Below are 26061 nucleotides of genomic sequence, written 5' to 3' on the forward strand. Positions count from 1 at the left end.
CTCGGCAGGGAGCAGGTCCGCGGTCGGCGGTTACATCCGATGATGGCGGCGGCGGTCGATGATCCCCTCGGTCACGGTCGGTGACGAAGATGTCATCGTCGCGGTGTGCCCGCCGGCGGATCCGTGAGCCACGCCAGGTCACTGCGACGACACGCCAGCTGTGACACCCATCCGATCCGGAGCAACCGCCCACATGACGAGCAGCATCGAGGCCACCTCGAGCGCCCCCAAGGTCACTGTCGACGACCTCGGCAGCGAGGAAGCCTTCCTCGCCGCCATCGACGAGACCATCAAGTACTTCAACGACGGCGACATCGTGGAAGGTACCGTCGTCAAGGTCGACCGGGACGAGGTCCTGCTCGACATCGGCTACAAGACCGAGGGTGTCATCCCCTCGCGCGAGTTGTCGATCAAGCACGACGTGGACCCTGCCGACGTTGTCTCGGTGGGCGATCACATCGAAGCCCTTGTCCTGCAGAAGGAGGACAAGGAAGGCCGGCTGATCCTGTCGAAGAAGCGTGCGCAGTACGAGCGCGCGTGGGGCACGATCGAGAAGATCAAGGACGAGGACGGGGTCGTCCGCGGCTCGGTCATCGAGGTCGTCAAGGGTGGTCTCATCCTCGACATCGGGCTGCGTGGCTTCCTGCCGGCCTCCCTGGTCGAGATGCGCCGGGTCCGGGACCTGCAGCCGTACGTCGGCCGCGAACTCGAAGCCAAGATCATCGAGCTGGACAAGAACCGCAACAACGTGGTCCTGTCCCGCCGGGCGTGGCTGGAGCAGACGCAGTCCGAGGTGCGCACCGAGTTCCTCAACAAGCTGCAGAAGGGCCAGGTCCGCAAGGGCGTCGTCTCCTCGATCGTCAACTTCGGCGCATTCGTCGACCTTGGCGGGGTGGACGGCCTGGTGCACGTCTCCGAGCTGTCCTGGAAGCACATCGACCACCCGTCCGAGGTCGTCGAGGTCGGCCAGGAGGTCGAGGTCGAGGTGCTCGACGTCGACCTGGACCGCGAGCGGGTCTCGCTGTCGCTCAAGGCGACCCAGGAAGACCCGTGGCGCCAGTTCGCCCGGACCCACGCGATCCAGCAGATCGTGCCCGGCAAGGTGACCAAGCTGGTGCCGTTCGGTGCGTTCGTCCGCGTCGACGACGGCATCGAGGGCCTGGTGCACATCTCCGAGCTGGCCGAGCGGCACGTGGAGATCCCCGAGCAGGTCGTGCAGGTCGGCTCCGACGTCATGGTCAAGGTCATCGACATCGACCTGGAGCGTCGTCGGATCTCGCTGTCGCTCAAGCAGGCCAACGAGGGCTTCGTCGAGGGCGAGGAGCACTTCGACCCGACCCTCTACGGCATGGCCGCCACGTACGACAACGAGGGCAACTACATCTACCCGGAGGGCTTCGACCCGGAGACCGGGGAGTGGCTCGAGGGCTACGACAAGCAGCGGGAGACCTGGGAGACCCAGTACGCCGAGGCCCGTACCCGCTGGGAGGCGCACACCAAGCAGGTCCAGACGGCCCGTGCGGCCGACGCGGACGCCGCCGCCAACCCGACCCCGGCCCCGGTGGCCTCGGCCGGCGGCAGCGGTGGTGGTGCCACCTCGTCGTCCTCCTCGTCGTCCAGCTCCACCCCGTCGCGGTCCAACGAGGAGCCCTCGGGCACCCTCGCCACCGACGAGGCGCTCGCCGCCCTGCGCGAGAAGCTGGCCGGCGGCAAGAGCTGAGCTGACCGCCAGCAGGTGCTGAGCTGACCGGGCTGGCACCCGTCGGCCTGATCGGCTCCAGCGCGACACCCGGATGGTCCCGGTGGGAGTTCCCACCGGGACCATCCGCGTTCTTCGGCGTCGTCGCGCCCCGGTCGTCGCGCCCCGGTGAAGTCGCACCCGACCGGCAGATGCGCGCCCCGGTGCGATGACGTCGCACCGGATCCGGTTCACTGACTCCCATGCTGACAGTGGGCCTGACCGGCGGGATCGGTGCCGGCAAGAGCGCGGTCGCCAGCCGGCTGACCGACCACGGTGCGGTCGTCATCGACGCCGACCAGCTGGCCCGCGACGTCGTCGCCGTCGGCACCGACGGGCTGGCCGAGGTGGTCGCCGCCTTCGGCCGCGACGTACTCGCCGCGGACGGATCCCTGGACCGGCCGGCGCTCGGCGCACTGGTCTTCGCCGATCCGGCCGCCCGGTCCCGGCTCGAAGGCATCGTGCACCCCAGGGTCCGCCGACGTACCGCCGAGGCGACCGCCGCCGCGTCGGCCGACGCGATCGTGGTCAACGACGTACCGCTGCTGGTGGAGACCGGGCTGGCGGCCATGTACCACCTGGTGGTCGTGGTGTCCGCGGCCGAACAGGTCCGCGTCGAGCGGCTGACCCGCGACCGGGGCATGTCCCGCGACGCCGCGCTGTCGCGGATCCGGGCCCAGGCCGACGACGCGCGCCGGGCCGCCGCCGCCGACGTCCTGCTGTCCAACGACGGCAGCCGCGACGACCTGGCCGCCGCCGTCGACCGGCTCTGGCACGACCGCCTGGTGCCGTACGCGGCGAACCTGCACGCCGGCCGCCCGGCCGACCGCGACCCGGTGGCGGTCCTCGCGCCGCCGGATCCGACCTGGCCGGCCCAGTACGAGCGGATCGCCGCCCGGCTGCGGCACGCGCTCGGTGCCGACCGGCGGATCGACCATGTCGGCTCCACCTCGGTCCCCGGCCTGCCGGCCAAGGACATCATCGACGTCCAGCTCACCGTCGACTCCCTCGACGACGCCGACGGCTGCGCCCCGGCGCTGGCCGCCGCCGGGTTCCCCCGGCGGCCCGGTGACTGGTCGGACAGCCCGAAGCCGGACCCGGGCGGGGTGGTGTCCGCGCGGCGTTGGCCCAAGCGGCTGCACGCCAACGCCGACCCGGGCCGGCCGGTCAACCTGCACGTACGGGTCACCGGCTCACCCGGCTGGCGGTACGCCCTCGCGTTCCGTGACCACCTGCGGGCCGACGAGCGGGAGCGCGCCGACTACCTCGCCGTCAAGCAGCGGATCGCCGCGACCGCGCCGACGACCCGGGAGTACGCCGCAGCCAAGGAGCCCTGGTTCGAGGCGGCCTGGCCACGTCTGCGCCGGTGGATCGAGGAGACCGGCTGGCAGCCGTGACCGGAAGCAACTGCTGGGACGTGGGGCGCTCGCGGCGGCCGGGTCACGCGTGGCGTGACGACTACGGATGCGCTCGCCGACGCGCGCCGGGGCAGCTATCCGAACGTCCGGACTTCCGGCGCGCCGGTGTGGGCGCTGCCGATGGTCCGCGCGGCCGCCGCGAGCGGCCTACCCCGTCACGGTATCGCGGGTGAGGCGACCCACACAATGACAATATCGAAGCCGGTCGGCGACCGACCGCGAGATGTCGGACCCACGGCGTACGTTGGTGGGCATGGCGCTCGACATCCCGCGACTCGACGGCCGTTTCCAGGTCGTCAGCGACTACTCCCCGGCCGGCGACCAGCCGGCAGCCATCGACGAGCTTGAGCGTCGGGTGCGTCGCGGCGACCGCCACACCGTGCTGCTCGGGGCGACCGGCACCGGCAAGAGCGCCACCACCGCCTGGCTGGTCGAGCGGCTGCAGCGGCCCACCCTGGTGATGGCCCCCAACAAGACGCTCTGCGCCCAGTTGGCCAAGGAGTTCCGTGAGCTGATGCCGCACAACGCGGTGGAGTACTTCGTCTCCTACTACGACTACTACCAGCCAGAGGCGTACATCCCGCAGACCGACACCTACATCGAGAAGGACTCCTCGATCAACGAGGAGGTGGAGCGGCTGCGGCACTCGGCGACCATGTCGCTGCTGACCCGCCGCGACGTGATCGTGGTGGCGACCGTGTCGGCGATCTACGGCCTGGGCACCCCGCAGGAGTACCTGGAACGCGCGGTCAAGGTCGCCACCGGCGCCGAGCAGGACCGCGACTCGCTGCTGCGCCAACTCGTCGAGATCCAGTACGCCCGCAACGACCTGGCCTTCAACCGGGGCACCTTCCGGGTCCGCGGCGACACGCTGGAGATCATTCCGGCGTACGAGGAGCTGGCGGTCCGGATCGAGTTCTTCGGTGACGAGATCGAGCGCCTCTACTACCTGCACCCGTTGACCGGTGACGTGGTCCGCGAGGTCGACCAGCTGCTGATCTTCCCGGCGACGCACTACGCCGCCGGGCCGGCCCGGATGGAGCGGGCGATCCGCGACATCGAGGCCGAGCTGACCGACCGGCTCGCCGAGCTGGATCGCCAGGGCAAGCTCCTCGAAGCGCAGCGGCTGCGGATGCGCACCACCTACGACATCGAGATGATGCGCCAGGTCGGCTTCTGCTCCGGCATCGAGAACTACTCGATGCACATTGACGGGCGCGACTACGGCAGCCCGCCGCACACCCTGCTCGACTACTTCCCGGACGACTTCGTCACCGTCATCGACGAGTCGCACGTGACGATCCCGCAGATCGGCGGCATGTTCGAGGGCGACGCCTCCCGCAAGCGGATGCTGATCGACCACGGGTTCCGACTGCCCAGCGCCGCCGACAACCGGCCGCTGCGCTTCGACGAGTTCCTCGAACGGGTCGGCCAGATGGTGTTCCTGTCGGCCACCCCCGGCACCTGGGAGATGGAGCAGTCGGCCGGCGAGTTCGTCGAGCAGGTGATCCGCCCCACCGGCCTGGTCGACCCGCAGGTCAAGGTCAAGCCGACCAAGGGCCAGATCGACGACCTGATGCACGAGATCCGGCTGCGTACCGACCGCGACGAGCGGGTGCTGGTCACCACGTTGACCAAGAAGATGGCCGAGGACCTCACCGATTACCTGCTGGAGCACGGCATCCGGGTGCGCTATCTGCACTCCGAGGTCGACACGCTGCGCCGGGTCGAGCTGCTGCGCGAGCTGCGCAAGGGCGACTACGACGTACTGGTCGGCATCAACCTGCTCCGCGAGGGCCTGGACCTGCCCGAGGTGTCCCTGGTGGCGATCCTCGACGCCGACAAGGAGGGCTTCCTGCGTAGCGGCCGGTCGCTGATCCAGACCATCGGCCGGGCCGCCCGAAACGTCTCCGGCGAGGTCCACATGTACGCCGACAAGATGACCCCGTCGATGGCGGACGCGATCGACGAGACCAACCGGCGGCGGGCCAAGCAGGTGGCGTACAACGAGGCCAACGGCATCTCGCCGGAGCCGCTGCGCAAGAAGATCCACGACATCCTCGACGACATCTACCGGGAGGCCGACGACACCGACGGCACCCTCGCCGGCCGGTCGGTCGGCGGCTCCGGCCGGCAGATGTCGCGCGGCAAGGGCCCGGTGCCGGAGACCCGCAGCAGGGGCCGAGGCGCCACCACCCCGTCCAGCGCCGGGATGGCCCGCGCCGACCTGGCCCAACTGATTCAGGAGCTCAACGACCAGATGCTGGGCGCCGCCCGCGAGCTGCAGTTCGAGCTGGCCGCCCGGATCCGCGACGAGATCTCCGAGCTGAAGAAGGAGCTACGGGCGATGGACGTCGCCGGCGTCAGCTGAGCCGGTCGCCGGGGTAGAGCTGGGCCAGCTCGGCGCCGGGGCGCTGACTGGCCCGCCACAGCAGCCCCCACGTGTCGTCGAGTCCTGTCCCGTCGTGGCGCTGCTCCTCGGCGGGATCGTCGTTGGGAGCTGCCTGCCTGAGCGGTGGTGTGGGCTGGGCAGGCGTCGCCGGCCAGCCCGGCCAGCCCGGCTCGCCGGGGCGGACCAGCTCTAGCTCACCCCATTGCAGGTAGAAGTCCCAGGCGTCCTCGACCGTGCGGAAGACGCCGACCTCACGGATCTCCCGCTTCGGGTGCCGGAAGTAGACCAACGCCTCGTCCGCGTACTCCAGACCCCACCCGACGGCCGGAAACTCCGGCGCTCCGTCCGCCGGGTCGACCGGCTCGATCAGTAGGAACTGTACAGGAACTGAAGTATCGCTCACTGTTCCTCCAAGTTGTATCTCATGGGATTCCCATATTGATGTCGGTGAGCCAGATGTTCAAGCCCTTGAAGTTTGGCGATGTCTCGCTTACCCTCTGTCGCGGATGGGGGTGGACGGAAGTGGCGTTGCCTGCAAGTCCCACGATCAGACGCCAACGGCTCGGCGGCGAGCTGCGGCGGCTTCGCCGCGCGGCCGGAATGACGCTGGAGCAGGTCTGCGACCAGCTCGGCTGGGCGTCAACGTCGAAGCTGTCCCGGCTGGAGCTCGGCCAGAGCCGACCCGACCTGGCGGACATCCTGGACCTGCTCGACGTCTACCACGTCGTGCCGGCCGAACGGGAGAAGCTGGTCATCATCGCCCGCGACGCCGCCGCCACCCGAGGCTGGTGGAAGGCGCTCGGGTCGATGGGTCAACGCCAGCGCGGCTACACCGAGCTCGAAGCCAGCGCCGCCACGATCTTCCAATATCAGCAACTCTTGGTGCCTGGGCTGCTGCAGACCCCGGAGTACGCCCGGCTGCGGGTGCGCTCCGGCCGCGACGTCTACGGAGACCTCGACATCAGCGCCGACACTCTGGCCCGCGCAGCCCGGCAGGAAGTGCTGCGCCGCGAGCACCCGCCGCACTACGAGGCGGTCATCGACGAGAGCGCGCTGCTGCGGGCCAGCGTGCCGCCTGAGGCCCGGCGCGGCCAGCTGCGCCACCTGAGCGCGCTCGGCGAGCTGGATAACGTCACTATTCAGGTGCTGCCGCTCGATGCGGTCGTGCACGACTCGTTCGTGCCGCACACCAGCTTTTCGCTCTACTCGTTCCCCGATCCGGCTGACCCGCGCACGGTGGTGCTGGAGACGCTGACCAGCGACATCCACCTCACCGACGACGAAGACGTGGTCCTCTACGCCCGGATCGGCCGCTGGTTGCAGCAAGCCGCGCTGCCGGTCGATGAAAGCCGGGATCTGCTGGCTAAGCTGGTGACAGAGGGCTGAGCGAACCGTCTGCAGGAAGGAATCGCACCGTGGAGCGGACTCAGGTCGAGCTGCATTGGCGTAAGAGCAGCCGCAGTAACGCCAACGGGGACTGTGTCGAGGTCGCCCCGGCCGGCGGGTTGGTCGCGGTCCGCGACTCCACCGACCCGACTGGGCCACGGCTGGCCTTCCCCGCCACCGCCTGGCGCTCCTTCGTGGACGGCCTGCGCGGCTGACCGAATGGCTGCGGCACCGTGCGACCGTAGCGACAGTGCTTTCGATCAACATGCCTTCAGAGGCGTTGTTCACCAGGCAGGTGAAGAGCTACCCCAGATGTATGACCTGAGCGGAGCGGTGTGGCGCAAGTCCAGCCGCAGCAACGCGAACGGGGACTGTGTCGAGGTCGCCTCGGCCGGCGGGGTGGTTGCGGTCCGCGACTCCACCGACCCGACTGGGCCACGGCTGGCCTTCCCCGCCACCGCCTGGCGATCCTTCGTGGACGGCCTGCGCGGCTGACCGAACAGCTTCGGGGCCTAGCGATCGCCCAGTGCAGAGCCTGGAACAGCATGTCTCGACGGACCTGCGCAAAGGGCTGCGCGACGATCTGTGAGCGGTGCTACGTGGAGGCTCTCAGGGGATCGAGGGCGGCCAGGACGAGGTCGAGGCCGAAGATGAACTCCTCTGCCGGGTCGTAGCCGGCAGCGAGGAGCGCTGCGGCGGACTCGTTGAGATAGGGGAACTCGTCAGGAGGAAGCTGGGGCAGGTAGACGTCCTCGGCCATGTCCGCGAACTCATCGGCGGTGTCGAACGGCAGGCTGGCTTCCTGCAGGGCGAACCCGTAGACGTAGACGTCGAGCAACCAGTTGGCGTGCGTCGCCATCAGAACCGAGAAGCCGGCTTTCCGCAGGCAGGCGGTGACCGCCTCGCGGTGGCGCAGGTGCGCGGGCCCCGGCGATGTCCGTGACTCCATCAGGCCGATCGCCCACGGGTGGCGTGCCAGAACCTGGCGGGCGGACGCCGACCGCCGTCGCATCGCCGACTGCCAGTCCGTCCCCTCGGGCGGGAGCTCGATCTCCTCGAACACGACATCGATCATTGCGTCCAGTAACTCGTCCTTGCTCGCCACGTAGTAGTAGAGCGACATCGCGCCCGCGTCGAGCGCGCTAGCCAGCCGGCGCATGCTCAGCCCGTTGACCCCCTCGCGGTCGGCGATCCGGATCGCCTCGGCCACCACCCGCTGCTTGCTCAGCCCCGCGTCTGACGCGACCTGGCGTTGCTTCCTCACAGACCCGGGTCTCCTCGCTTCCTTGAACAGCTTGACTATCGTACAGCGTACGGCGATAGTACAGTGTACGAATCCTAGTACGGTGTACGACGTACGGTGTACGAGCCAGTGAAACCTCGAACGCGCTCGACGACCCGCCGGTCATCCGACCGTGATGAAGGAGTAAGAGATGAGGTCCCCGAAGGACACCGCCACCACGCCAGCCCGCAGTTTGTTCGTTCGAGGCCGGCTCGTCGGTGCCGCGGCGATCGTGTTCGCGGTGTTGGTGGTGATCGAGAACGTGTTGTTTGCGGTAACGGGCGCGCTGCCCTACGGCGCTCCGATCGAGGACGTGCTGACCTACTACGCGGCCAACCGTGACGCGGTCGCGATCGTGTCCGGTCTTGTAGCCGTCTATCTGCCGCTGCTGCTCGTGTTCGTGACGGGCCTGCACGGCCTGGTGGAGCGGCGGGGCGGAGCGGGCACCGACTGGGCGCGCCTCGCCGTGGCCGCTGGCGCGACGCTGTCGGCCATCTTCGTGCTCGTCAACGTCCTGCAGATCGGGCTCGTGCTCTCCGCCAGCGGGCTCGCCGAGCCGACGCCCGCGTTCGGGCTCGTCTGGCAGATTCACGCGGCGGCGTTCGCGCTGGCGCTGCCGATGCTCGGCACCACCTGCATCGGCTCGGCCCTCGCCGCGCACGCGAGCGGGCTGACTCCGGCTTGGCAGCGCCTGCTGGGCATGGTGGGCGGGACCCTGCTGCTCGCTGCGGGGCTGGGCAACCTCGCGATCGCCGACGGCTCGCCGCTGATCTTCGTCGGGCTTCTAGGGTTCGTCGCCTGGCTCGTCTGGCTGCTCGCGACCGGCGTGCGCCTCGTCCGGTCGTGACTGAGATGAGGGCTGTGCCGAGGTCACGCACGCGGGCGAGGACCCCGTGGAGGGCCGCCCGGGGATGGCAGCCACCGCCTCGAACTCGACCACCCGTGCGTACGCACGCCCAAACCTGCCGCCACTGCGGCGGAGGGACCGCTCCTCTCGAAAGAAGAACCGATGACCATCCGAACGAAAACCCCGAACCAGCTCGACAACCCGCCGATCCCGGTGCAGGCCAAGCTCGCCGCCGCATGGACCAGCTGCATGTTCCTCTACATCTACGTCGACTACTTCCACCTCTACAAGCCCGGCGCTATCGACGAAATCCGGGGTGGCGTCATCTTTGAGTTCGATATCAGCCCGACGTTGTTGACCATTTTCTTCACGTCCGTGGCGATCCCGGCCCTGATGGTGATTCTCTCCATGACGCTGCCCGCCCGGGCGAACCGCGCCACGAACCTCGTCATCGCATCGCTCTACATCCCCCTCACGGTGTTCAACGCGGCAGGGGAGTCCGGGGGCTGGGCCTTCTTCTACGGCCTCTCCATCGCACTCGAGGTGCTGCTTCTGGCCTTCATCCTGCGCTCCGCCTGGACATGGCCTCGAATCCCCGCCGTCCCAGCGGGTCCCGCGACGACCGACCTTCGACAGTAGGTCTCCGGGGAACCGCGGGTCAGGGCCGGCGCTACCCGGGCCTGGGGTGTCGACCGGGCAGTCGAACCGCACCCCTGGCGCTGGACGGGACTGTGCACTGCACAGTACTGTGTGGCACATGGTCGGCGACAGGCTGGAGCTTGAGCTGCGCCGGGGCGTGGTCGTCCTGGCGGTGCTGTCACAGCTGGGCGAGTTCCGCTACGGCTACGAGCTGCGCCAGTCGCTGTCCGACAACGGCCTGCCGATCGAGGAGGGGACGCTCTACCCGCTGCTGCGGCGGCTGGAGAGCCAGGGCGTCCTGGTCAGCCAGTGGCGTACCGAAGGGCAGCCACGCCGCTACTACCGCCGCGGCCCCGCCGGGGAAGAGCTGTACGCCCGGCTCCGGGACTCGTGGCATGGGATGAACGAGGCCATGGGCCAGCTGCTGAAGGGTGACAGGTAGATGCTGACCACTGAGGAACTGATCGACGCGTACGTGGCCGACGTGGCGCGGTTGCTGCCCCGCCGGCAGCGTAGGGACGTGGCTCTCGAACTGACGACGCTGCTGCGCGACGAACTGGCCGACAGCGACGATCCTGTGGCCCGGCTGCGGGCCTTCGGTCGCCCCGCCGAGGTGGCCGCCCGGTACGGGCAGCCGCCGATCGCCGTCGACCCGGCCGACACCCGCCGCTTCGTCCGGCTCAGCGTCGCCGGTGTGCTGGTGATCTGGCTGCTCGGCGTGGCCGCCGCGACCGACGTCGTCGACTGGTACTGGACGTACGGGCTACCGGCGTTCTGGTGGCCCGGGTTCCTCGTCGTGGGATTCGGCCTCGGCGGCTGGGCGCGGCGTCGGTGGCCGGACCACTTTGCCTGGCGGCCCCGCAGATCGGCCGCGGGCCGGGTCGTCCGGTCCGGTCGGATCGCCGCCTTCGCGTTCTACGTCGCCGGTACGGTCGTGCTGGTCAACGCGGCATGGCTGCTGGATCAGCTCGGGGCCGCGCCGCAGGCCGTGCAGGCCCTCACCTTCAACGACGAGTTCGCCCAGGTCCGTGGCCCACTCGTGCTCGCCCTGCTGATTGCCACCCTGGTGCATCATCTCGTGGTCACCGTCCACGGCCGGTGGCGGCCGGTCACCCGTACCGTCGGGATGCTTCTCGGAGCGGCCATCTGCGCCGTGCTGACCTGGGTGCTGTTCGCCGGGCCGGTCTACCTGAGCCCGGAAGCCGACCGTACCGCCAAGTTCTGGGTCGCCGTCATCGTCGCCGTGAGCCTCGTCGACCTGCTGATCGAGGCCGGGCGTCTGCTCCGGCAGCGGACGGCCGGCCCGATGGCGCCGCCGCTGGGCGCGGTCTGAGCGGGTGCACCAGGGCGCAACGACGCGGCGACGGGCAGCGCGACGTCGTACCGGATTGTTATCGTGCCGGGTCCGCAGCCCATGCCGTACCACGGAGCGCCGCCGATGACGATCAACGAACACATCACCCACTTCTCCGGCCTACCGGTCGTCGACTTCGACCCACAGACGGCGGCGGAGCACACCGGCACCCCGGTCGCCTGGCGGCTCAGTGCGTCGGAGGAGGACGAGGTCGAATTCGCGCAACTCTTCACCACCTGGCTGGACACCGTCGACCCGGCGAGCGTCGACGCGCTGGTCGTCGGCGACTGGGGCGAACCGTGGGACGTCGCGTTTCCGTTGGAGCTGCTGGTCGACGCCGCGCCCCGGCTGACCGGCCTGCGGGCCGTCTTCCTCGGTGAGATGACCTTCGACGAGTGCGAGATCTCCTGGATCCTGCAGCCCGACGTCACCCCGCTGCTGGCCGCCTACCCGGCGCTGGAAGTGCTGCGGGTACGCGGCGCCATGTCGCTGGAGTTGCAGGCCGTCCAGCACACCGGGTTGCGGGAGTTCGCCATCGAGTCCGGCGGGACACCAGCCGCCCTCACCCGCGCCGTCGCCGCCAGCGACCTGCCGAACTGCGCCCATCTGGAACTGTGGCTGGGCACCCCCGACTACGAGGGTGACACCTCAGTGGACGACCTTGCGCCGATCCTCGACGGCACCCGGCTGCCCACGCTGCGTACCCTCGGGTTGCGCAACGCCGAGATCGCCGACGCGGTCGCGGCGGCCCTGGCCAGCGCGGCGGTCGTGCCCAGACTGGACACTGTCGACCTGTCGTTGGGCACCCTCGGCGACGATGGTGCCACCGCGCTGCTCGCCGGCCAGCCGCTGACCCATCTGCGCCGGCTCGACCTGCACCGGCACTACCTGTCCGACGAGATGATGGCCCGGCTGCCGGCCGCGTTGCCCGGCGTCGACGTCGACGTCACCGATCAGCAGACCGAGGACAGGCACCGGGGCCGGTACGTATCCGTCGGCGAATGACCGGTTGTTAACCTCCCCGGATGAGCCACACCGCGCCCATGGTGGTGGTCGGCAACCCGGACAGCCGGCGGGTCGGGGCGTTCCGGGCCGCCGCGCACGCCGCTGGCCTGCCCGTACGGGTGCTGCCGTGGCGGGTGCTCGCGGCCGGTGACGTCGACCTGCCCGACGCGGCACAGGTGCGCGTCGACTCGCCCGGTGAGGACGCCGAGGTCGACCGGCTGCTGCGCGGCGCGGACCGGCCGCTGGCCCACGGGGAGATCGCCGGCGGCGCCGCCTGGTACGCCGGGCTGCGCGCCGCGCTGGACCGGCTCACCACGGCCGCACGTCGGACCGGCGCGACACTGCTCAACGATCCGACGGACATCGCCACGATGTTCGACAAACGGGCCTGCCAGCGGCGGCTGGCCGCCGCCAGGGTGGCGCAGCCGGCCGCGCTGGACGATGCGCCGGCCGACTGGGCGGCGCTGCGGTCGGCGTTGTCCGCCGCCGGCTGGGCCCGGGTCTTCGTCAAACCGGTGCACGGCTCGTCGGCGTCCGGGGTGATCGCCCTGCACGTCGGTGCCGCCCGGGTACAGGCGGTCACCTCGGTGGAGCTGGCCGGCGACGGTCGACTGTTCAACTCGCTGCGGGTACGGACCTACCGCACCGAACACGAAGTGGCATCCATCGTGGACCGCTTGGCGCCGGACGGGTTGCTGGTGCAGCGCTGGTTCCCCAAGGCCGGGCTGCACGGGCGGGTCTTCGACCTGCGGGTGCTGGTGATCGCCGGCGAACCGGGGCACGTGGTGGTGCGCAGCAGCGACGGGCCGCTGACCAACCTGCACCTGGGTAACCGGCGCGGCGACCCGGCGGCGGTCCGGGCGGTGCTCGGCCCGCAGCGCTGGTCGGCGGCGCTCGCCGAGTGCGTACGGGCGGCCCGCTGCTTCACCGGCAGCCCGCACGTCGGCGTCGACCTGATGATCGGCAGCGACTGGCGACGGCACGCCGTGGCGGAGGTGAACGCCTTCGGGGACCTGCTTCCCGGGGTGTACGACACCGCCGGGCGCGACAGCTACGCTGCCCAACTGCACGCGATGCGTACCGGCCGGGCCGCGCACTGGCGGGCCAGCGCCGGGCTGGGGAGGGCGGCATGAAGGATCTGATCGGCAGCCATGACCTGCTGTTCGTCACGCTCGACACGTTGCGCTACGACGTGGCGGCCGAGTTGCTGGCCGCCGGGCGGACACCGCAGCTGGCCCGCGCGCTGCCCGACGGGCAGTGGCAGCGCCGGCACAGCCCGGCCAGCTTCACCTACGCCGCGCACCAGGCGTTCTTCGCCGGATTCCTGCCGACACCGGCGCAGCCCGGCAGCCACCCCCGGCTGTACGCCGCCACCTTCCCGGGCGCGACCACCACCGACGAACAGACCTGGGTGTTCGACGCCCCGGATCTGGTGACCGCGCTGCGCAAGGAGGGCTACCACACGGTCTGCGTCGGCGGGGTCGGCTTCTTCAACCGGGCGTCCCCGCTCGGCGCGACGCTGCCCGGGTTGTTCGCCGAGGCGCACTGGGAGTCGAGCTTCGGGGTGACCGCGCCGGGCTGCTTCGAGGCGCAGCTGGACCGGATCGCCGAGATCGTGCCGGCGGTGCCGGCCGACCAGCCGCTGTTCCTGTTCGTCAACGTGGCCGCGATGCACCAGCCGAACCGGCACTACCTGCCGGGCACCGAACGCGACAACCGGGACAGCCACGCCGCCGCCCTGGAGTACGTCGACCGGCATATCGGCCGGCTGTTCGCACTGGCCAGCTCGCGGGGCCGGCCCTGCCTGACGATCATCTGCGCCGACCACGGCACGGCGTACGGTGAGGATGGCCACAGTGGACATCGGATCGGTCACGAGGTGGTGTGGACCGTCCCGTACGCCGACTTCGTGCTCGCCCCCGGCGCGTGGTCTGCCGCCGCCGACTCGCCGTGACCGGGCACGGGATCCGTGCGGACGGTGTCGGCGGGCTCGACGGTTCGCCGTACCAGGACTACCTGTACGGCTATCCGCACAAGACGGCGTACCGGCCGCTGCGGCCGCGCCCGGCGCTGCGTGAGGTCTGGGCCGGGCAGTCCCGCGACGCGCTCATGCTCTACCTGCACCTGCCGTTCTGCGAGATGCGCTGCGGCTTCTGCAACCTGTTCACCCGGTCGAATCCGCCCGCCGACCAGGTCCGCGCCTACCTCGACCAGGTGCACCGCCAGGCGGCCCGGGTGGCCGCCGCGCTCGGCGACGACGCCCGGTTCGCCCGGGTGGCCGTCGGCGGCGGCACCCCCACCTACCTGGACGCCGACGAGCTGTCGTCGATGTTCGACCTGATCGACCGGTTCCGCCCGGCCGGTACGCCGACCGCCGTGGAGACCTCACCGGCGACCGCCACCCCGGACCGGCTGGCGGTGCTGCGTGGCCGGGGCACCACCCGGATCAGCATCGGCGTGCAGAGCTTCCTCGACGTCGAGGCGCGGGCCGCCGGTCGGCCGCAGCGGCGTACCGAGGTGGAGCGGGCCCTGGCCGCGATCCGCGACCAGCCGTTCGACGAACTCAACATCGACCTGATCTACGGCATCCCCGGCCAGACCCGGCACACCTGGGAGCAGTCCCTGGCGGCGGCACTGCGCTGGACGCCGGAGGAGCTGTTCCTCTATCCGCTGTACGTCCGCCCGCTCACCGGCCTGTCCCGCCGCGCCCCGGCAGACCTGCCTGATCCACAGTGGGACGACCAGCGGCAGGCGCTGTACCGGCAGGGCGTCGACCGGCTACGGGCCGCCGGCTACCGGCAGCTGTCCATGCGGCATTTCCGCCGGGCCGACCTGCCGGTCGACGCCACCCCGGAGTACGCCTGCCAGTCCGACGGCATGGTCGGTCTCGGCTGCGGGGCCCGGTCCTACACCGCCGACCTGCACTACTCGTTCGACTACGCGGTAGGAGTCGGCCAGGTCCGGGCGATCATCGACGACTACCTGAGCCGCCCGGAGTCCGATTTCGACCACGCCGAGGTCGGGTACCGGCTCGACACCGACGAGCAGCGGCGACGCTGGTTGATCACGTCGCTGCTGCGGGCCGACGGCTGTGACCAGGCGGCGTACGGCGACCGGTTCGGCAGCCGCGCCGTCGAGGACTTCCCACAGTTGGCGGTGCTCGCCGACCGGGACTGGTTGACCGTGACGGCGGACCGGTTGGCGCTGACCGCCGCCGGCCTGGCCTACTCGGACGCGATCGGCCCGTGGCTGGTTTCCGGTCCGGTCCGGTCCGCGATGACCGCCCGGCCGGCCCGATGACCAGCCTGCCCGACCCGGTGATCAGGCCTGCCGACCTGGTGCTCAGGCCCAGCGGTCCGGCGGCCGGGCCACGGGAGCTGAGCATCCTCTACCGGGGGCCGCTGGCCAGCTGCAACTACGACTGCCCGTACTGCCCGTTCGCCAAGCGCCGCGACGACCCGGCGGCGTTGCGGGCGGACCGGGCGGCGCTGGAGCGGTTCGTCGACTGGGTGGTGCGCAACCCGCACGGCGACCGGATCTCGGTGCTGTTCACCCCGTGGGGCGAGGCGCTGACCCGGTCCTGGTACCGGCGGGCGCTGCTGCGGCTGGCCGGGCTGCCGCAGGTGGGCCGGGTGGCGATCCAGACCAACCTGGCCGCCCGGCTGGACTTCTTGGCCGACGCCGACGTCGACGCCGACCAGCGCCGTCGGCTGGCGTTCTGGGCCACCTACCATCCGGGTGAGGTGGACCAGGAGACCTTCCTGCGCCGCTGCGGTGTGCTGCGTACCCTCGGGGTGCGCTTCTCGGTCGGGGTCGTCGGCCTGCCGGCGCACCTGGCGGCGGCGCGGGCGCTGCGGGCCGCGCTGCCAGAGGACGTCTACCTGTGGGTCAACGCCGCCGACGGGCACCGCTACGACGCGGCGCAGGAGCAGGCGTGGACCGGGATCGACCCGCTGTTCGGTTACAGCGTCCGGCCGCACGACTCGGCCGGCCGGTCGTGCCGCACCGGCGAGTCGGTGGTCTCGGTGGACGGCGACGGTACGGTGCGCCGCTGTCACTTCGTCGCCGCGCCGCTGGGCAACCTCTACGACGGCAGTTACCGGGCGGCGCTTGGTCCGCGTCCGTGCCCGTTGGCGACCTGCGACTGCCACATCGGCTACGTGCATCTGCGGACCCTCCCGCTGTACGACGTCTTCGCCGGTGGTGTCCTCGAACGCATCCCCGCCCCCACTGACCTCCCGTCCACCCGCTCATGATCGCGACGATCTTGCAGTTATCGACATGGTATGCACGATTTGTCCGTCGATGAGTGCAAGATCGCGGCGATCTTGGGAGAGGTGTCAGGGGAGTGCGGCGAGCACTCTGGCGCTGCCGTCCTCGGCGGCGATCCGCTCGGCGAGCCGCCGGGCACGCTCGGCGTACTCCGGCTGGTCGAGCACGGTCCGCACGGCGGCAGCCAGCGCGCCGGCGGTCAGTCGCCGGCCGGGTAGCGGCGCGGCGCCGACGCCGAGCCGGGCCAGCCGCGCGGCCCAGAACGGCTGGTCGGCGATGAGCGGTACGGTGACCGCCGGTACGCCGGCGCGCAGCCCGGCGGCGGTGGTGCCGGCACCGGCGTGGTGTACGACGGCGGCCACCTGCGGCAGCAGCCAGTCGTGGGGCACCTCGCCGATGCCGAGCACGTCGTCGCCGTCGATGCGCAGGTCGCCCCAGCCGGCCTGGACGATCGCCCGGACGCCGGCCCGGCGCAGCGCCGCGCCGATGACGGTGCCGGCCTGCGGGTGCAGTGCCGCCATGCTGCCGAAGGTGACCAGCACCGGCGGGGGACCGTCGCGCAGGAACGCGGTCAGCTGCGGCGGGGCAGTCCAGTGCGGGTCGGTCGCCGGCCACCAGTAGCCGGCCATCTCCAGCCCGCGACGCCAGTCGGTGGGGCGGGGCAGCACACTGGGGCTGACGCCGACCAGCACCGGCCAATGTTCCGCTTCGGCCTGTGCCAGCAGCGCCGCGAGCGGCACCGGCGGCAGGCCGAGTCGGCGGCGCAACCGCCGGGAGGCGCCGTCGTAGACGCGGGCGCTGACCGCGCCGGCGGCCCGGCCGAGCGCCCGGTTGCCGGCCCGGCCGAAGGAGCGGTCGCCGAGCAGGACCGGTGGGAAGTCACCGGTGGCCGCCACCGGCTGCAGGAAGACCCCGACGCTGGGGATGCCGCGCCGCTGCGCCAGCGAGTATCCCAGCGGGGCGGTCGTGGTGGCCAGCAGCAGCACGTCGGCGTCGGTGCCGGCGTCGACCAGGCCGGCACCGAGGTCGTCGAGGTAGCGCCGACCCTGGCGGACGAACTCGGCGGTGCCGCGCAGCCCGCCGCCGAGCCGGTGCAGGCGTCGCCCGCCGGGGGTGAGCTGGGCGGCGTGCGGGTCGCCGGGCAGTTCCCGGAAGGTCAGACCGGCGTCGGTGACCAGGTCGGTGAAGTTGCGGTGGGTGGTCACGGTGACCTGGTGGCCGGCGGCGTGCAGCGTGCGACCCAGACCGGTGTACGGGGCGACGTCACCGCGGCTGCCGGCGGTGATGATCTCCACCCGCATCGGAGCCGCCGTGCTCAGGCGGGTACGTCGACGAAGTGTTCGACCACCGGCGCCGAGGCGAAGTAGGGGCCGATCAGGTCCCGCCAGCGGGGGAACCGGTCGCTGGCGCGGAAGTTCTCCTCGTGCGCGGCCACCGAGTCCCACTCGACGAGCAGGACGAACCGGGTCGGGGTCTCGATGCCCCGGGTCATCCGGACCGAGCGGCAGCCGGCGGTCGTGGCCAGCAGTTCGTGTCCGGCGGCGTACGCCGTGGCGAAGGCGTCCTCCTGGCCGGGCTGGACGTCGATGAGCGCGATCTCTAGCACCATGGCGTCAGCGTGGCACACCGCATCGCAGGCCCTCCGTGGTGGTCCGGTGCCGGTGACGGCCGCCAGTCCACCAAACAGCTAGCCTCCTAGGACGCGCTCAGACGACGTGCTTACGCTCACTCCGACCCCGGCCCGGTGTGTTCATTCGCCCCCCGGTAGGCAACAATGGCGCAAAAGGAGGGGAGTACTCCTTCGCGCTGGCGTCGTCAGCACGGTCGACCCGGTCCGCCGGTGCGACCCGGTGCCAGCGGTCGTCGCGTCCTCGGTCGATCAGGCCGGTACGCGGTGGCGGAAGAGACCTCCGTCAGTCACCGCTGCGTGCATCTCCACCGGTCCGGGCACCCATCGTCGGGCCGGCCATGGTGGTGCCGTGTGTCTGCCGGAGGTCCGAGTGAACATCCCTGCCTGGGTATGGCTGGTGAGCCTGGTCGTGCTGACCGCCGTACTCATCGCCGATCTGCTGATCATCGTCCGCCGTCCGCATGAACCGAGCATGCGGGAATCGGCGATCTGGACGACCTTCTACATCGTGCTCGCGGTCATCTTCGGTCTGGGCGTCTGGGCCACCGCCGGCGGGCGCTACGCCGGTGAGTTCTTCGCCGGGTACGTCACGGAGAAGAGTCTGTCGGTCGACAACCTCTTCGTCTTCGTGATCATCATGAGCCGCTTCGTGGTACCCCGGAAGTATCAGCAGAAGGTCCTGCTGGTCGGGGTCGTGCTGGCGCTGGTGCTGCGCGGCGGCTTCATCGCCGCCGGTGCCGTACTGATCTCGCAGTTCTCCTGGGTGTTCTACATCTTCGGCGCTTTCCTGATCTATACCGCCATCGGCCAGCTGCGGCACAACAGTCCGGCCGAGGAGTTCTCCGAGAACGCGCTGATCAAGTGGAGCCGGCGGGTGCTGCCGGTCTCCGGCGCCTACGACGGCGGCCGGTTGACCACGGTCACCGAGGCGGGGCGGCGGATGTTCACGCCGATGCTGATCGTGATGATCGCGATCGGCGTGACCGACCTGATCTTCGCGTTGGACTCGATCCCGGCGATCTTCGGCATCACCCAGGAGCCGTACCTGGTCTTCACCGCCAACGTGTTCGCCCTGATGGGGCTGCGGCAGCTCTACTTCCTGCTCGGCGGGCTGCTGGACCGGCTGGTCTACCTCAGCTTCGGCCTGGCGGCGGTGCTCGGCTTCATCGGCGTCAAGCTGGTGCTCGAGGCGTTGGCGGACAACTCGCTGTTCTTCCTCAACGGCGGCGAGCCGGTCGGCTGGGCACCGCACATCCCGATCTGGCTGTCGTTGAGCTTCATCTTCGTGACGCTGACCGTGACCACCGTGGCGTCGCTGGCGAAGTCGGCCCGCGACCGCAAGCGGGAGCTCGCCGACATCGTGAAGTAGTCGCCGACCGACGCGGAAAGCGGGGGCCGGCCAGGTGGCCGGCCCCCGCTTCTTCCGTACGGTGGGGGTAAGTCAGCTCTGGTGCTTACGCCGTGCGGCCGAGCGGGCCCGGGCGGTCTGGTCCAGGACGACCTTGCGCAGCCGGACCGCCTCCGGGGTCACCTCGACGCACTCGTCCTCGCGGCAGAACTCCAGCGCCTGCTCCAGCGACAGCTTGCGCGGCGGGACCAGACGCTCCAGCTCGTCGGCGGTCGACGACCGCATGTTGGTAAGCTTCTTTTCCTTGGTGATGTTGACGTCCATGTCGTCGGCGCGGGAGTTCTCGCCGACCAGCATGCCCTCGTAGACCGGGGTGCCCGGTTCGACGAACAGCGAGCCGCGCTCCTGCAGGTTGAACATGGCGAAGCTGGTCGCCACCCCGGTGCGGTCGGCGACCAGCGACCCGGTGGGCCGGGTCCGCAGCTCGCCGAACCACGGCTCGTAGGACTCGAAGACGTGGTGCAGGATGCCGGTGCCGCGGGTTTCGGTGAGGAACTCGGTCCGGAACCCGATCAGCCCGCGGGCGGGCACCAGCCACTCCATCCGGATCCAGCCGGTGCCGTGGTTGACCAGCTGCTCCATCCGGCCCTTGCGGGTGGCCAGCAGTTGGGTGATGGCGCCGAGGTACTCGTCGGGGGCGTCGATGGTCAGCCGCTCGACCGGCTCACAGACCCGTCCGTCGATCTCCCGGGTCACCACCTGCGGCTTGCCGACGGTCAGCTCGTACTGCTCGCGGCGCATCTGCTCGACCAGGATCGCCAGGGCGAGTTCACCACGACCCTGCACCTCCCAGGCGTCCGGGCGTTCGGTGGGCAGCACCCGCAGCGACACGTTGCCGATCAGCTCCCGGTCCAGTCGGTCCTTGACCAGCCGGGCGGTCACCTTCGACCCCTTGACCTTGCCGGCCAGCGGCGAGTTGTTGGTGCCGATCGTCATCGAGATCGCCGGCTCGTCGACGGTGATCAACGGCAGCGGACGGGGGTCGTCGGCGTCGGTGAGGGTCTCGCCGATCATGATGTCGGGGATGCCGGCGACCGCCATGATGTCGCCCGGTCCGGCTGCCTCGGCCGGCTTGCGTTCCAGCCCTTCGGTCATCAGCAGTTCGGAGATGCGGACCTTCTGCACGCTGCCGTCGGTGCGGCACCAGGCGACCGTCTGGCCCTTGCGGATGGTGCCCTGCCGGACCCGGCACAGCGCGAGCCGGCCGAGGAACGGCGAGGCGTCGAGGTTCGTCACGTGCGCCTGCAGCGGCGCGTCCGGGTCGAAGGCCGGTGCCGGGATCGTGCCGAGCAGGGTCCGGAACAGCGGCTCCAGGTTGTCGCTGTCGTCGGGCACCGACCCGTCGGCGGGCTGGGTGAGCGAGGCGATGCCGTCGCGGGCGCAGGCGTAGACGATCGGGAAGTCGATCTGCTCCTCGTCGGCGTCCAGGTCGAGGAAGAGTTCGTACGTGTCGTCGACGACCTCCTTGATCCGGGCGTCCGGCCGGTCGACCTTGTTGATCACCAGGATGATCGGCAGCCGGGCGCGCAGCGCCTTGCGCAGCACGAACCGGGTCTGCGGCAGCGGACCCTCGCTGGCGTCGACCAGCAGGACCACGCCGTCGACCATGGTCAGGCCGCGTTCCACCTCGCCGCCGAAGTCGGCGTGGCCGGGGGTGTCGATGATGTTGATGACCACGGGTTCGCCTTGGTCCGACACGTAGGTGATCGCGGTGTTCTTGGCCAGGATCGTGATGCCCTTCTCCCGTTCCAGGTCCATCGAGTCCATGGCCCGGTCGGCCAGCTCGGCCCGGCTGTGCAGCTGGCCGCCTTGGCGCAGCATCGCGTCAACCAGCGTGGTCTTACCGTGGTCGACATGCGCGATGATGGCCACGTTGCGGAGATCGGAGCGGGTCTGCATGACCCTATCCTCCGGTATCGGCGTGCCGGCCCGGCATTGGGTCGGCAGAGACGCTCGCCGCAGCGGGCTGCGCGCCGGTTCCGACGCTCGTCGACGCCGGCTCGGGGCCGGCTCCGCCGCCCGCCGCAGCGGGCTCCGGGTCGGGTCGGCGGGCCAGCGCGCTGGGCCACCAGAAGCGTCGGCCGAGCACCATGGCGATCGCGGGCACCAGCAGGGTCCGGACCAGCAGGGTGTCGAGCAGCACGCCGAACCCGACGATGATGCCGATCTCGGTGAGGGTGACCAGCGGCAGGACGCCGAGGACCGCGAAGACCGCCGCGAGCAGGATGCCGGCGCTGGTGATGACGCCGCCGGTGACGGCCAGGGCGGTCCGCATGCCCTGCCGGGTGCCCTCGACGGGGGCCTCCTCGCGGGCCCGGGTGGTCAGGAAGATGTTGTAGTCGACGCCGAGGGCGACCAGGAACAGGAAGGACAGCAGCGGGACGCTGGTGTCCAACGCCGGGTAGCCGAGGACCTGGGTGAACAGGGTGGTGGCGGCGCCGAGGGCGGCGAAGAAGGTGGCGACCACCGTACCGACCAGGATCAGCGGCGCGACGATGGAGCGCAGCAGCAGGATCAGCACCGCCAGGACCACCACCAGCACCAGGGGTACGACGACCCGCAGGTCGCGCAGGGCGGCGTCGCGGGTGTCGAGGTTCGTGGCGACGGAGCCGCCGACGAGGGCGTCGGCCTTCGGTACGGCGTCGAGCGCGGTCCGCAGTTCGGTGATCGCCTGGTAGCTCTCGGTGCTGTCCGGTTCTGCCTCCAGCACCACCTCGATGACGGCGAGGTCGTCGTCGCCGCCAGCGGGTCGGGCACTGGCGACCCCGTCGACCGATTCGACGGCGGCCAGCACCGCAGGGGTGCGGGCGGCGTCGGCGACGACGATCACCGGGTCGGCGGTGCCGGACGGGAACGACCGGGACAGGGTGGCCAGCCCGTCGATGGATTCGGCGCTGACCCGGAACTGTTCGGTCTTGCTCAGCCCGAGCCGGGCGTCGAGCAGGCCGGTGGCGAGGACGGCGAGCAGCAGCAGGGAGCCGGCGAGCACGGTGCGGGGGCGACGGCTGACCAGGTTGCCGGCGCGGGCCCACAGCCCGGTGCGGGTGGGGTCGGGCTGGCCGGGGCGGGGGATGAACGGCCAGAACAGGCCCCGGCCGCAGACCGACAGCGCGGCGGGTAGTACGACCAGGCCGTACACCATGGCGGTGGTGATGCCGACGGCGCCGGCGACGCCGATGGCGCGGTCGTTGGCCAGTACGGCGGCGAGCAGGGTGAGCAGGCTGAGCACGACGGTCATGGCGCTGGCGGTGATAGCTGGTCCGGCGGAGCTCAGCGCCCGGCGCAGCGCCTGCCGGCGGTCGGGTACGCGGCGTAGTTCCTCGCGGTAGCGGGCGATGAGCAGAAGGGCGTAGTTGGTGCCGGCGCCGAAGACGAGCACGTCGACGATGCCGGTGGTGGAGGCGTCGATCCGTAGGTCGATGGCGCGGCTGACGATGGCGATGAGTCCGTTGCTGACCACGTCGGCAGTGCCGACCACGGCGAGCGGGACCAGCCAGAGCCAGGGGCTGCGGTAGGTGATCAGCAGTAGGGCGGCGACGACGGCGACGGTGGCGGCGAGCAGGGTGAAGTTGGCGCCGTCGAAGGCGGCGGCGACGTCGGCGGTGAAGCCGGCCCCGCCGGTGAGTTGCGCGGTGGCCCCGGCGGGCAGGTCGGCGCGGGCCTGCGCGCGGAGCCGGTCGACGATGTCGCCGAGCGCCACGGGGTCGATCTCGGCCGGGAGTGGGACGGCGACCAGGGCGGCGGTGCGGTCCGGGGCGTACACCGGTGGGCTGATCTCACCGACGGCCTCGCGGGCGAAGGCCTCGCGGTCGGCGGCGATCGCCGCGTCGTCGGCGGCGGTCAGCGGTTGGCCGTCGCGGGAGTAGACGACGAGGGCGGGGTTTACCTGTCCGCCGGGCAACTGCCTGCGCAGTTCGGCGACCTGGGCCGACTCGGCGGTGTCGGGGAGCGCCCCGGTGGGGTCGTTGCCGGTACGGGGGTCGCCGGCGAAGCCGATCACCAGGGCGGAGAAGGCCGCCATGGTGAGCAGGACCAGCCATGCGCTCCATCTGCCGCAGATGATCGCGGTGAGCCTCGTGCCAACTGTGGTGCCCATCGGTGTCCTCGTCGCTCGCCGGGGTGGTCGGCTCCGCCGGGTGGGTGCGTCACCCGCTCGGGCAGAAAGCTCGACCATCGAATATCTCGTTGGTCGAGACTATAGCGGGTCTGGGATAGGGTTTCGACAACAGCGGAACGGAGGACGACGGTTGGACGCCGGCGTATGGGGACCCCGGCCGAGTGGCCGGCAGGCGGTGGTCGCGGAGATCGTCCGCCGGCTGCGGGGGTACACGGTCGAGGCGGGTCACGTCGGTCACGCCTTCGCGGCCCTGCACCACCTGCACGCCACCGATCTGCAGGCGCTGATCGCCGTGATGGACGCCGAGCAGTCCGGCGAGCCGATCACCCCGGGCGGGCTGGCGACCCAGTTGAACCTCACCTCCAGTTCGGTCACCGCCCTGGTCGACCGGCTGGAACGGGCCGGGCACCTGCACCGCGACCGGGACCCCGGCGACCGGCGCAAGGTCCGGCTCCGGTACGCCCCCGACGGCGCCCGGCTGGCCCGGGAGTTCTTCGCGCCGCTGGGCCGGCGTACCGACGCGGTGATGGCCGAGTTCACCGACGACGAGCTGGAGACGGTCCGCCGGTTCCTGGCCGCGATGGGCGAGTCGACCCGGGCGCACCGCGACGAGGTCCGTGCCGCCGCCCGGGCCGGTGACCGGCAGACCGACGGCGGCGACGGTGCCCGCTGACCGGCGATGGCCCGGCCGGGTCCGGGTGCGCCGTGACCTGTCGGTGCGGACCCGGGACGGGTTGCGGCTGCGGACCGACCACTACGTGCCACCCGGCGGCGGCGCGGCGGCCACCGTCCTGATCCGCACCCCGTACGGCCGGGGCGGGCCGATCCGGCTGCTCGGTCTGCTCTTCGCCCGCCGGGGCTGGCACTGCGTGGTGCAGTCGTGCCGGGGCACGTTCGGCTCCGACGGGGTGTTCGAGCCGTTGCTGCACGAGCGCGCCGACGGGCTCGACACCCTGGCCTGGCTGCGCTGCCAGCCCTGGTACGACGGGCGGCTGGGCACCTTCGGGATCAGCTACCAGGGCTTCGGGCAGTGGGCCACGGCCGCCCACTGCGGCGGGGACCTGCGGGCCATGGTCGCCGTCGTCACCGCCGCGCAGACCCGGGACTCCACCTACGCCGGCGGTGCGTTCTCGCTGGACACCGTGCTGACCTGGGCCGAGCTGCTGGCTGCCCAGCAGGTGCCGTGGCTGACCCGCCAGCGGGAGTTGCGCCGGGGTCAGCCCCGACTGGTCGCCGGTCTGGCGCACCTGCCGCTGGCCGAGGCGGACCGGGTCGCCACCGGTGCCACCGTGCCGTTCTTTCAGCAGTGGCTGGCCGAGCATCGGCCGGCCGCGCCGTACTGGCTGCCCCGGATGTTCGACCGGGAGATCGACCGGGTCGTCGCGCCGGTGTCGATGGTCACCGGCTGGCACGACATCTTCCTGCCCGCCCAGTTGGCTGACTACGCCACGTTGCGTGCCGCAGGCCGCCGGCCCCGGCTGGTGGTCGGCCCGTGGACGCACGGCAGCCCCGGCCTGTTCGTCACCGCCGCGCGCGAGGCGGTGCGGTTCTTCGGCGCCCACCTCGACGCCGGGCCGCCGGGCGATGAGCTGCCGGACCCTGAGCTGCCGGACGACGGGCCGCCGCCGGTGGCGGGCCTCCCGGTCCAGGTGCACGTCGCCGGTGCCGGCTGGCGCGAACTCGACGACTGGCCGCCGCCGGCCACCCCGACCCGGTGGTACCTGTGGCCGGGCGGCCGGCTGGACCGGGCGGTGCCACCGGCTTGCGAGCCGGACCAGCACCGGTACGACCCGGCCGATCCGACGCCGTCGCTCGGCGGTGCCCTGCTGGTCGCCCAGCGTGCCGGCGTACGGGACAACCGGGTGCTGGAGGCCCGGGCCGACGTGCTGACCTACACCAGTGCGGTGCTCGACCGGCCGGTCGAGGTGATCGGTCCGGTCACCGCCGAGGTGTACGTGCGCAGTTCGGTGCCGTACTTCGACGTCTTCGTGCGGTTGTGCCGGGTCGACCGGTGGGGTCGGTCGTTCAATGTCTGTGACGGACTGTCCAGAGTCGACCCGGATGTCGTCGGTCCTGACCTCGACGAGCGGCCGGTCGTCGTGACGCTGTGGCCGACCGCCTGCCGGTTCGCTCCTGGTGAGCGGCTGCGGCTGCAGGTCAGCGGTGGGGCGCATCCCCGGTGGGCGCGCAACCCCGGTACCGGTGAGCCGCTCGGCCGCGCCACCCGGCTGCGGGCCGGCCAGCGGTGGATCTTCCATGATCCGCAGCGTCCGTCGGCGGTCCGGCTTGCAATCACAGTGGACTGACGCGCAACTTCCACGACTGGGCGGACTCCTCGCCACGTGTTGCTTTGATTTGCATACTCTGAGTTATTTACGCTGGTCAGAAGCTTGTCGATCACGCTATTCTCGGAGCAGGGCACCGTACAACGGTCCCCGTCGCCGGGCCGACGGCGCTGGGGGATCAGGTGGACCGACCGCCGGACGGGGCCCGGTGCGAGGTGAGCCACCGACCCGGCCGGCCGGTGGTCACAGTGGATCAGGCTGCGGGTGCCGGTAACCCGGCGGAGCGCC

Annotated in this window: 24 protein-coding genes; 18 read left to right on the forward strand and 6 right to left on the reverse strand. The window is 71.1% G+C overall.

Features of this window, described 5'->3' with window-relative positions:
* Window positions 1-193: 193 nt before the first annotated feature.
* The 3 genes from rpsA (at window position 194) to uvrB (ending at window position 5527) form a co-directional block, all read left to right on the forward strand.
* Window positions 194-1720, forward strand: a complete 1527-nt coding sequence (gene rpsA / locus ACN28F_RS28675) for a 30S ribosomal protein S1 (RefSeq protein WP_421360577.1) — start codon at window positions 194-196, stop codon at window positions 1718-1720.
* A gap of 221 nt (window positions 1721-1941) precedes the next feature.
* Window positions 1942-3135 (forward strand): dephospho-CoA kinase, encoded by a 1194-nt coding sequence (gene coaE / locus ACN28F_RS28680; protein ID WP_421360580.1) that lies wholly within the window; start codon window positions 1942-1944, stop codon window positions 3133-3135.
* A 274-nt stretch (window positions 3136-3409) separates the two neighbouring features.
* On the forward strand, window positions 3410-5527 hold the full coding sequence (uvrB, locus tag ACN28F_RS28685; protein ID WP_289205571.1) for an excinuclease ABC subunit UvrB: 2118 nt from the start codon (window positions 3410-3412) through the stop codon (window positions 5525-5527).
* Here uvrB and ACN28F_RS28690 read toward each other — a convergent pair.
* Window positions 5520-5951 (reverse strand): hypothetical protein, encoded by a 432-nt coding sequence (locus tag ACN28F_RS28690; RefSeq protein WP_421360583.1) that lies wholly within the window; start codon window positions 5949-5951, stop codon window positions 5520-5522. The two genes, uvrB and ACN28F_RS28690, sit on opposite strands and share 8 nt — an antisense overlap.
* Before the next feature lie 119 nt (window positions 5952-6070).
* Here ACN28F_RS28690 and ACN28F_RS28695 point away from each other — a divergent pair, with 119 nt between their 5' ends.
* The 3 genes from ACN28F_RS28695 (at window position 6071) to ACN28F_RS28705 (ending at window position 7429) form a co-directional block, all read left to right on the forward strand.
* Entirely contained in the window at window positions 6071-6934 is an 864-nt protein-coding gene (locus ACN28F_RS28695; RefSeq protein WP_421361554.1) for a helix-turn-helix domain-containing protein, read from the forward strand.
* A gap of 29 nt (window positions 6935-6963) precedes the next feature.
* On the forward strand, window positions 6964-7149 hold the full coding sequence (locus ACN28F_RS28700; protein WP_289205573.1) for a DUF397 domain-containing protein: 186 nt from the start codon (window positions 6964-6966) through the stop codon (window positions 7147-7149).
* Between the two features lie 97 nt (window positions 7150-7246).
* The gene (locus ACN28F_RS28705) at window positions 7247-7429 is read left to right on the forward strand and encodes a DUF397 domain-containing protein (protein ID WP_421360586.1); all 183 of its coding nucleotides are present in this window, start codon (window positions 7247-7249) and stop codon (window positions 7427-7429) included.
* 100 nt (window positions 7430-7529) lie between these two features.
* On the opposite strand, the gene ACN28F_RS28710 is transcribed toward ACN28F_RS28705, so the two are convergent.
* Window positions 7530-8198, reverse strand: coding sequence for a TetR/AcrR family transcriptional regulator C-terminal domain-containing protein (locus ACN28F_RS28710; RefSeq protein ID WP_289205575.1), 669 nt, complete (start codon window positions 8196-8198; stop codon window positions 7530-7532).
* 169 nt (window positions 8199-8367) lie between these two features.
* Here ACN28F_RS28710 and ACN28F_RS28715 point away from each other — a divergent pair, with 169 nt between their 5' ends.
* From ACN28F_RS28715 to ACN28F_RS28755, 9 genes are all read left to right on the forward strand, one after another.
* Window positions 8368-9063 carry a hypothetical protein gene (locus tag ACN28F_RS28715; RefSeq protein WP_289205576.1) on the forward strand — a complete coding sequence of 232 codons (696 nt, stop codon included), beginning with the start codon at window positions 8368-8370 and terminating at the stop codon, window positions 9061-9063.
* 162 nt (window positions 9064-9225) lie between these two features.
* Window positions 9226-9702 carry a DUF6326 family protein gene (locus tag ACN28F_RS28720; RefSeq protein WP_421360591.1) on the forward strand — a complete coding sequence of 159 codons (477 nt, stop codon included), beginning with the start codon at window positions 9226-9228 and terminating at the stop codon, window positions 9700-9702.
* 118 nt (window positions 9703-9820) lie between these two features.
* Window positions 9821-10144 (forward strand): PadR family transcriptional regulator, encoded by a 324-nt coding sequence (locus ACN28F_RS28725; RefSeq protein WP_421360594.1) that lies wholly within the window; start codon window positions 9821-9823, stop codon window positions 10142-10144.
* On the forward strand, window positions 10145-11035 hold the full coding sequence (locus ACN28F_RS28730) for a hypothetical protein (RefSeq protein ID WP_421360597.1): 891 nt from the start codon (window positions 10145-10147) through the stop codon (window positions 11033-11035).
* Between the two features lie 105 nt (window positions 11036-11140).
* On the forward strand, window positions 11141-12061 hold the full coding sequence (locus ACN28F_RS28735; RefSeq protein ID WP_289205580.1) for an STM4015 family protein: 921 nt from the start codon (window positions 11141-11143) through the stop codon (window positions 12059-12061).
* A 20-nt stretch (window positions 12062-12081) separates the two neighbouring features.
* Window positions 12082-13194, forward strand: coding sequence for an STM4014 family protein (locus tag ACN28F_RS28740; RefSeq protein ID WP_421360600.1), 1113 nt, complete (start codon window positions 12082-12084; stop codon window positions 13192-13194).
* Window positions 13191-14015 (forward strand): STM4013/SEN3800 family hydrolase, encoded by an 825-nt coding sequence (locus ACN28F_RS28745; protein WP_421360603.1) that lies wholly within the window; start codon window positions 13191-13193, stop codon window positions 14013-14015. The genes ACN28F_RS28740 and ACN28F_RS28745 overlap by 4 nt, the downstream gene beginning before the upstream one ends.
* The gene (locus ACN28F_RS28750; RefSeq protein ID WP_421360606.1) at window positions 14012-15361 is read left to right on the forward strand and encodes an STM4012 family radical SAM protein; all 1350 of its coding nucleotides are present in this window, start codon (window positions 14012-14014) and stop codon (window positions 15359-15361) included. Before ACN28F_RS28745 ends, ACN28F_RS28750 begins: the two co-directional genes overlap by 4 nt.
* Entirely contained in the window at window positions 15358-16317 is a 960-nt protein-coding gene (locus ACN28F_RS28755) for an STM4011 family radical SAM protein (RefSeq protein ID WP_421360608.1), read from the forward strand. Before ACN28F_RS28750 ends, ACN28F_RS28755 begins: the two co-directional genes overlap by 4 nt.
* An 84-nt stretch (window positions 16318-16401) precedes the next feature.
* Here the strand turns inward: ACN28F_RS28755 and ACN28F_RS28760 are convergent, their stop codons facing one another.
* A complete protein-coding gene (locus ACN28F_RS28760) occupies window positions 16402-17634 on the reverse strand; it encodes a glycosyltransferase (protein ID WP_421360611.1) in 1233 nt (410 codons plus the stop codon).
* Window positions 17635-17648: 14 nt separating this feature from the next.
* Window positions 17649-17942, reverse strand: a complete 294-nt coding sequence (locus ACN28F_RS28765) for an antibiotic biosynthesis monooxygenase family protein (protein WP_289205586.1) — start codon at window positions 17940-17942, stop codon at window positions 17649-17651.
* A gap of 391 nt (window positions 17943-18333) precedes the next feature.
* On the opposite strand from ACN28F_RS28765, the gene ACN28F_RS28770 reads away from it, so the two are divergent.
* Window positions 18334-19332 (forward strand): TerC family protein, encoded by a 999-nt coding sequence (locus ACN28F_RS28770; RefSeq protein ID WP_421360614.1) that lies wholly within the window; start codon window positions 18334-18336, stop codon window positions 19330-19332.
* 72 nt (window positions 19333-19404) lie between these two features.
* Here the strand turns inward: ACN28F_RS28770 and typA are convergent, their stop codons facing one another.
* Complete coding sequence (gene typA, locus ACN28F_RS28775; RefSeq protein ID WP_289205588.1) at window positions 19405-21270, reverse strand: translational GTPase TypA; 1866 nt, start codon at window positions 21268-21270, stop codon at window positions 19405-19407.
* Window positions 21271-21274: 4 nt separating this feature from the next.
* Window positions 21275-23467, reverse strand: coding sequence for an MMPL family transporter (locus ACN28F_RS28780; protein WP_421360617.1), 2193 nt, complete (start codon window positions 23465-23467; stop codon window positions 21275-21277).
* Window positions 23468-23618: 151 nt separating this feature from the next.
* Between ACN28F_RS28780 and ACN28F_RS28785 the strand changes: the two genes are divergently transcribed.
* On the forward strand, window positions 23619-24161 hold the full coding sequence (locus ACN28F_RS28785) for a MarR family winged helix-turn-helix transcriptional regulator (protein ID WP_289205590.1): 543 nt from the start codon (window positions 23619-23621) through the stop codon (window positions 24159-24161).
* Entirely contained in the window at window positions 24151-25794 is a 1644-nt protein-coding gene (locus ACN28F_RS28790) for a CocE/NonD family hydrolase (protein ID WP_421360620.1), read from the forward strand. Before ACN28F_RS28785 ends, ACN28F_RS28790 begins: the two co-directional genes overlap by 11 nt.
* The last annotated feature ends 267 nt before the right edge of the window (window positions 25795-26061 follow it).

This window comes from Solwaraspora sp. WMMA2101, from assembly GCF_049179175.1.
Taxonomy (GTDB): Bacteria; Actinomycetota; Actinomycetes; order Mycobacteriales; family Micromonosporaceae; genus Micromonospora_E.

Excerpts from the sequence above, each read along its gene's own strand:
- rpsA (WP_421360577.1), top strand. The coding sequence starts at position 194 with ATGACGAGCAGCATCGAGGCCACCTCGAGCGCCCCCAAGGTCACTGTC.
- coaE (WP_421360580.1), top strand. The coding sequence starts at position 1,942 with ATGCTGACAGTGGGCCTGACCGGCGGGATCGGTGCCGGCAAGAGCGCG.
- uvrB (WP_289205571.1), top strand. The coding sequence starts at position 3,410 with ATGGCGCTCGACATCCCGCGACTCGACGGCCGTTTCCAGGTCGTCAGC.
- ACN28F_RS28705 (WP_421360586.1), top strand. The coding sequence starts at position 7,247 with ATGTATGACCTGAGCGGAGCGGTGTGGCGCAAGTCCAGCCGCAGCAAC.
- ACN28F_RS28715 (WP_289205576.1), top strand. The coding sequence starts at position 8,368 with ATGAGGTCCCCGAAGGACACCGCCACCACGCCAGCCCGCAGTTTGTTC.
- ACN28F_RS28720 (WP_421360591.1), top strand. The coding sequence starts at position 9,226 with ATGACCATCCGAACGAAAACCCCGAACCAGCTCGACAACCCGCCGATC.
- ACN28F_RS28725 (WP_421360594.1), top strand. The coding sequence starts at position 9,821 with ATGGTCGGCGACAGGCTGGAGCTTGAGCTGCGCCGGGGCGTGGTCGTC.
- ACN28F_RS28730 (WP_421360597.1), top strand. The coding sequence starts at position 10,145 with ATGCTGACCACTGAGGAACTGATCGACGCGTACGTGGCCGACGTGGCG.
- ACN28F_RS28735 (WP_289205580.1), top strand. The coding sequence starts at position 11,141 with ATGACGATCAACGAACACATCACCCACTTCTCCGGCCTACCGGTCGTC.
- ACN28F_RS28740 (WP_421360600.1), top strand. The coding sequence starts at position 12,082 with ATGAGCCACACCGCGCCCATGGTGGTGGTCGGCAACCCGGACAGCCGG.
- ACN28F_RS28745 (WP_421360603.1), top strand. The coding sequence starts at position 13,191 with ATGAAGGATCTGATCGGCAGCCATGACCTGCTGTTCGTCACGCTCGAC.
- ACN28F_RS28755 (WP_421360608.1), top strand. The coding sequence starts at position 15,358 with ATGACCAGCCTGCCCGACCCGGTGATCAGGCCTGCCGACCTGGTGCTC.
- ACN28F_RS28760 (WP_421360611.1), bottom strand. The coding sequence starts at position 17,634 with ATGCGGGTGGAGATCATCACCGCCGGCAGCCGCGGTGACGTCGCCCCG.
- ACN28F_RS28765 (WP_289205586.1), bottom strand. The coding sequence starts at position 17,942 with ATGGTGCTAGAGATCGCGCTCATCGACGTCCAGCCCGGCCAGGAGGAC.
- typA (WP_289205588.1), bottom strand. The coding sequence starts at position 21,270 with ATGCAGACCCGCTCCGATCTCCGCAACGTGGCCATCATCGCGCATGTC.
- ACN28F_RS28780 (WP_421360617.1), bottom strand. The coding sequence starts at position 23,467 with ATGGGCACCACAGTTGGCACGAGGCTCACCGCGATCATCTGCGGCAGA.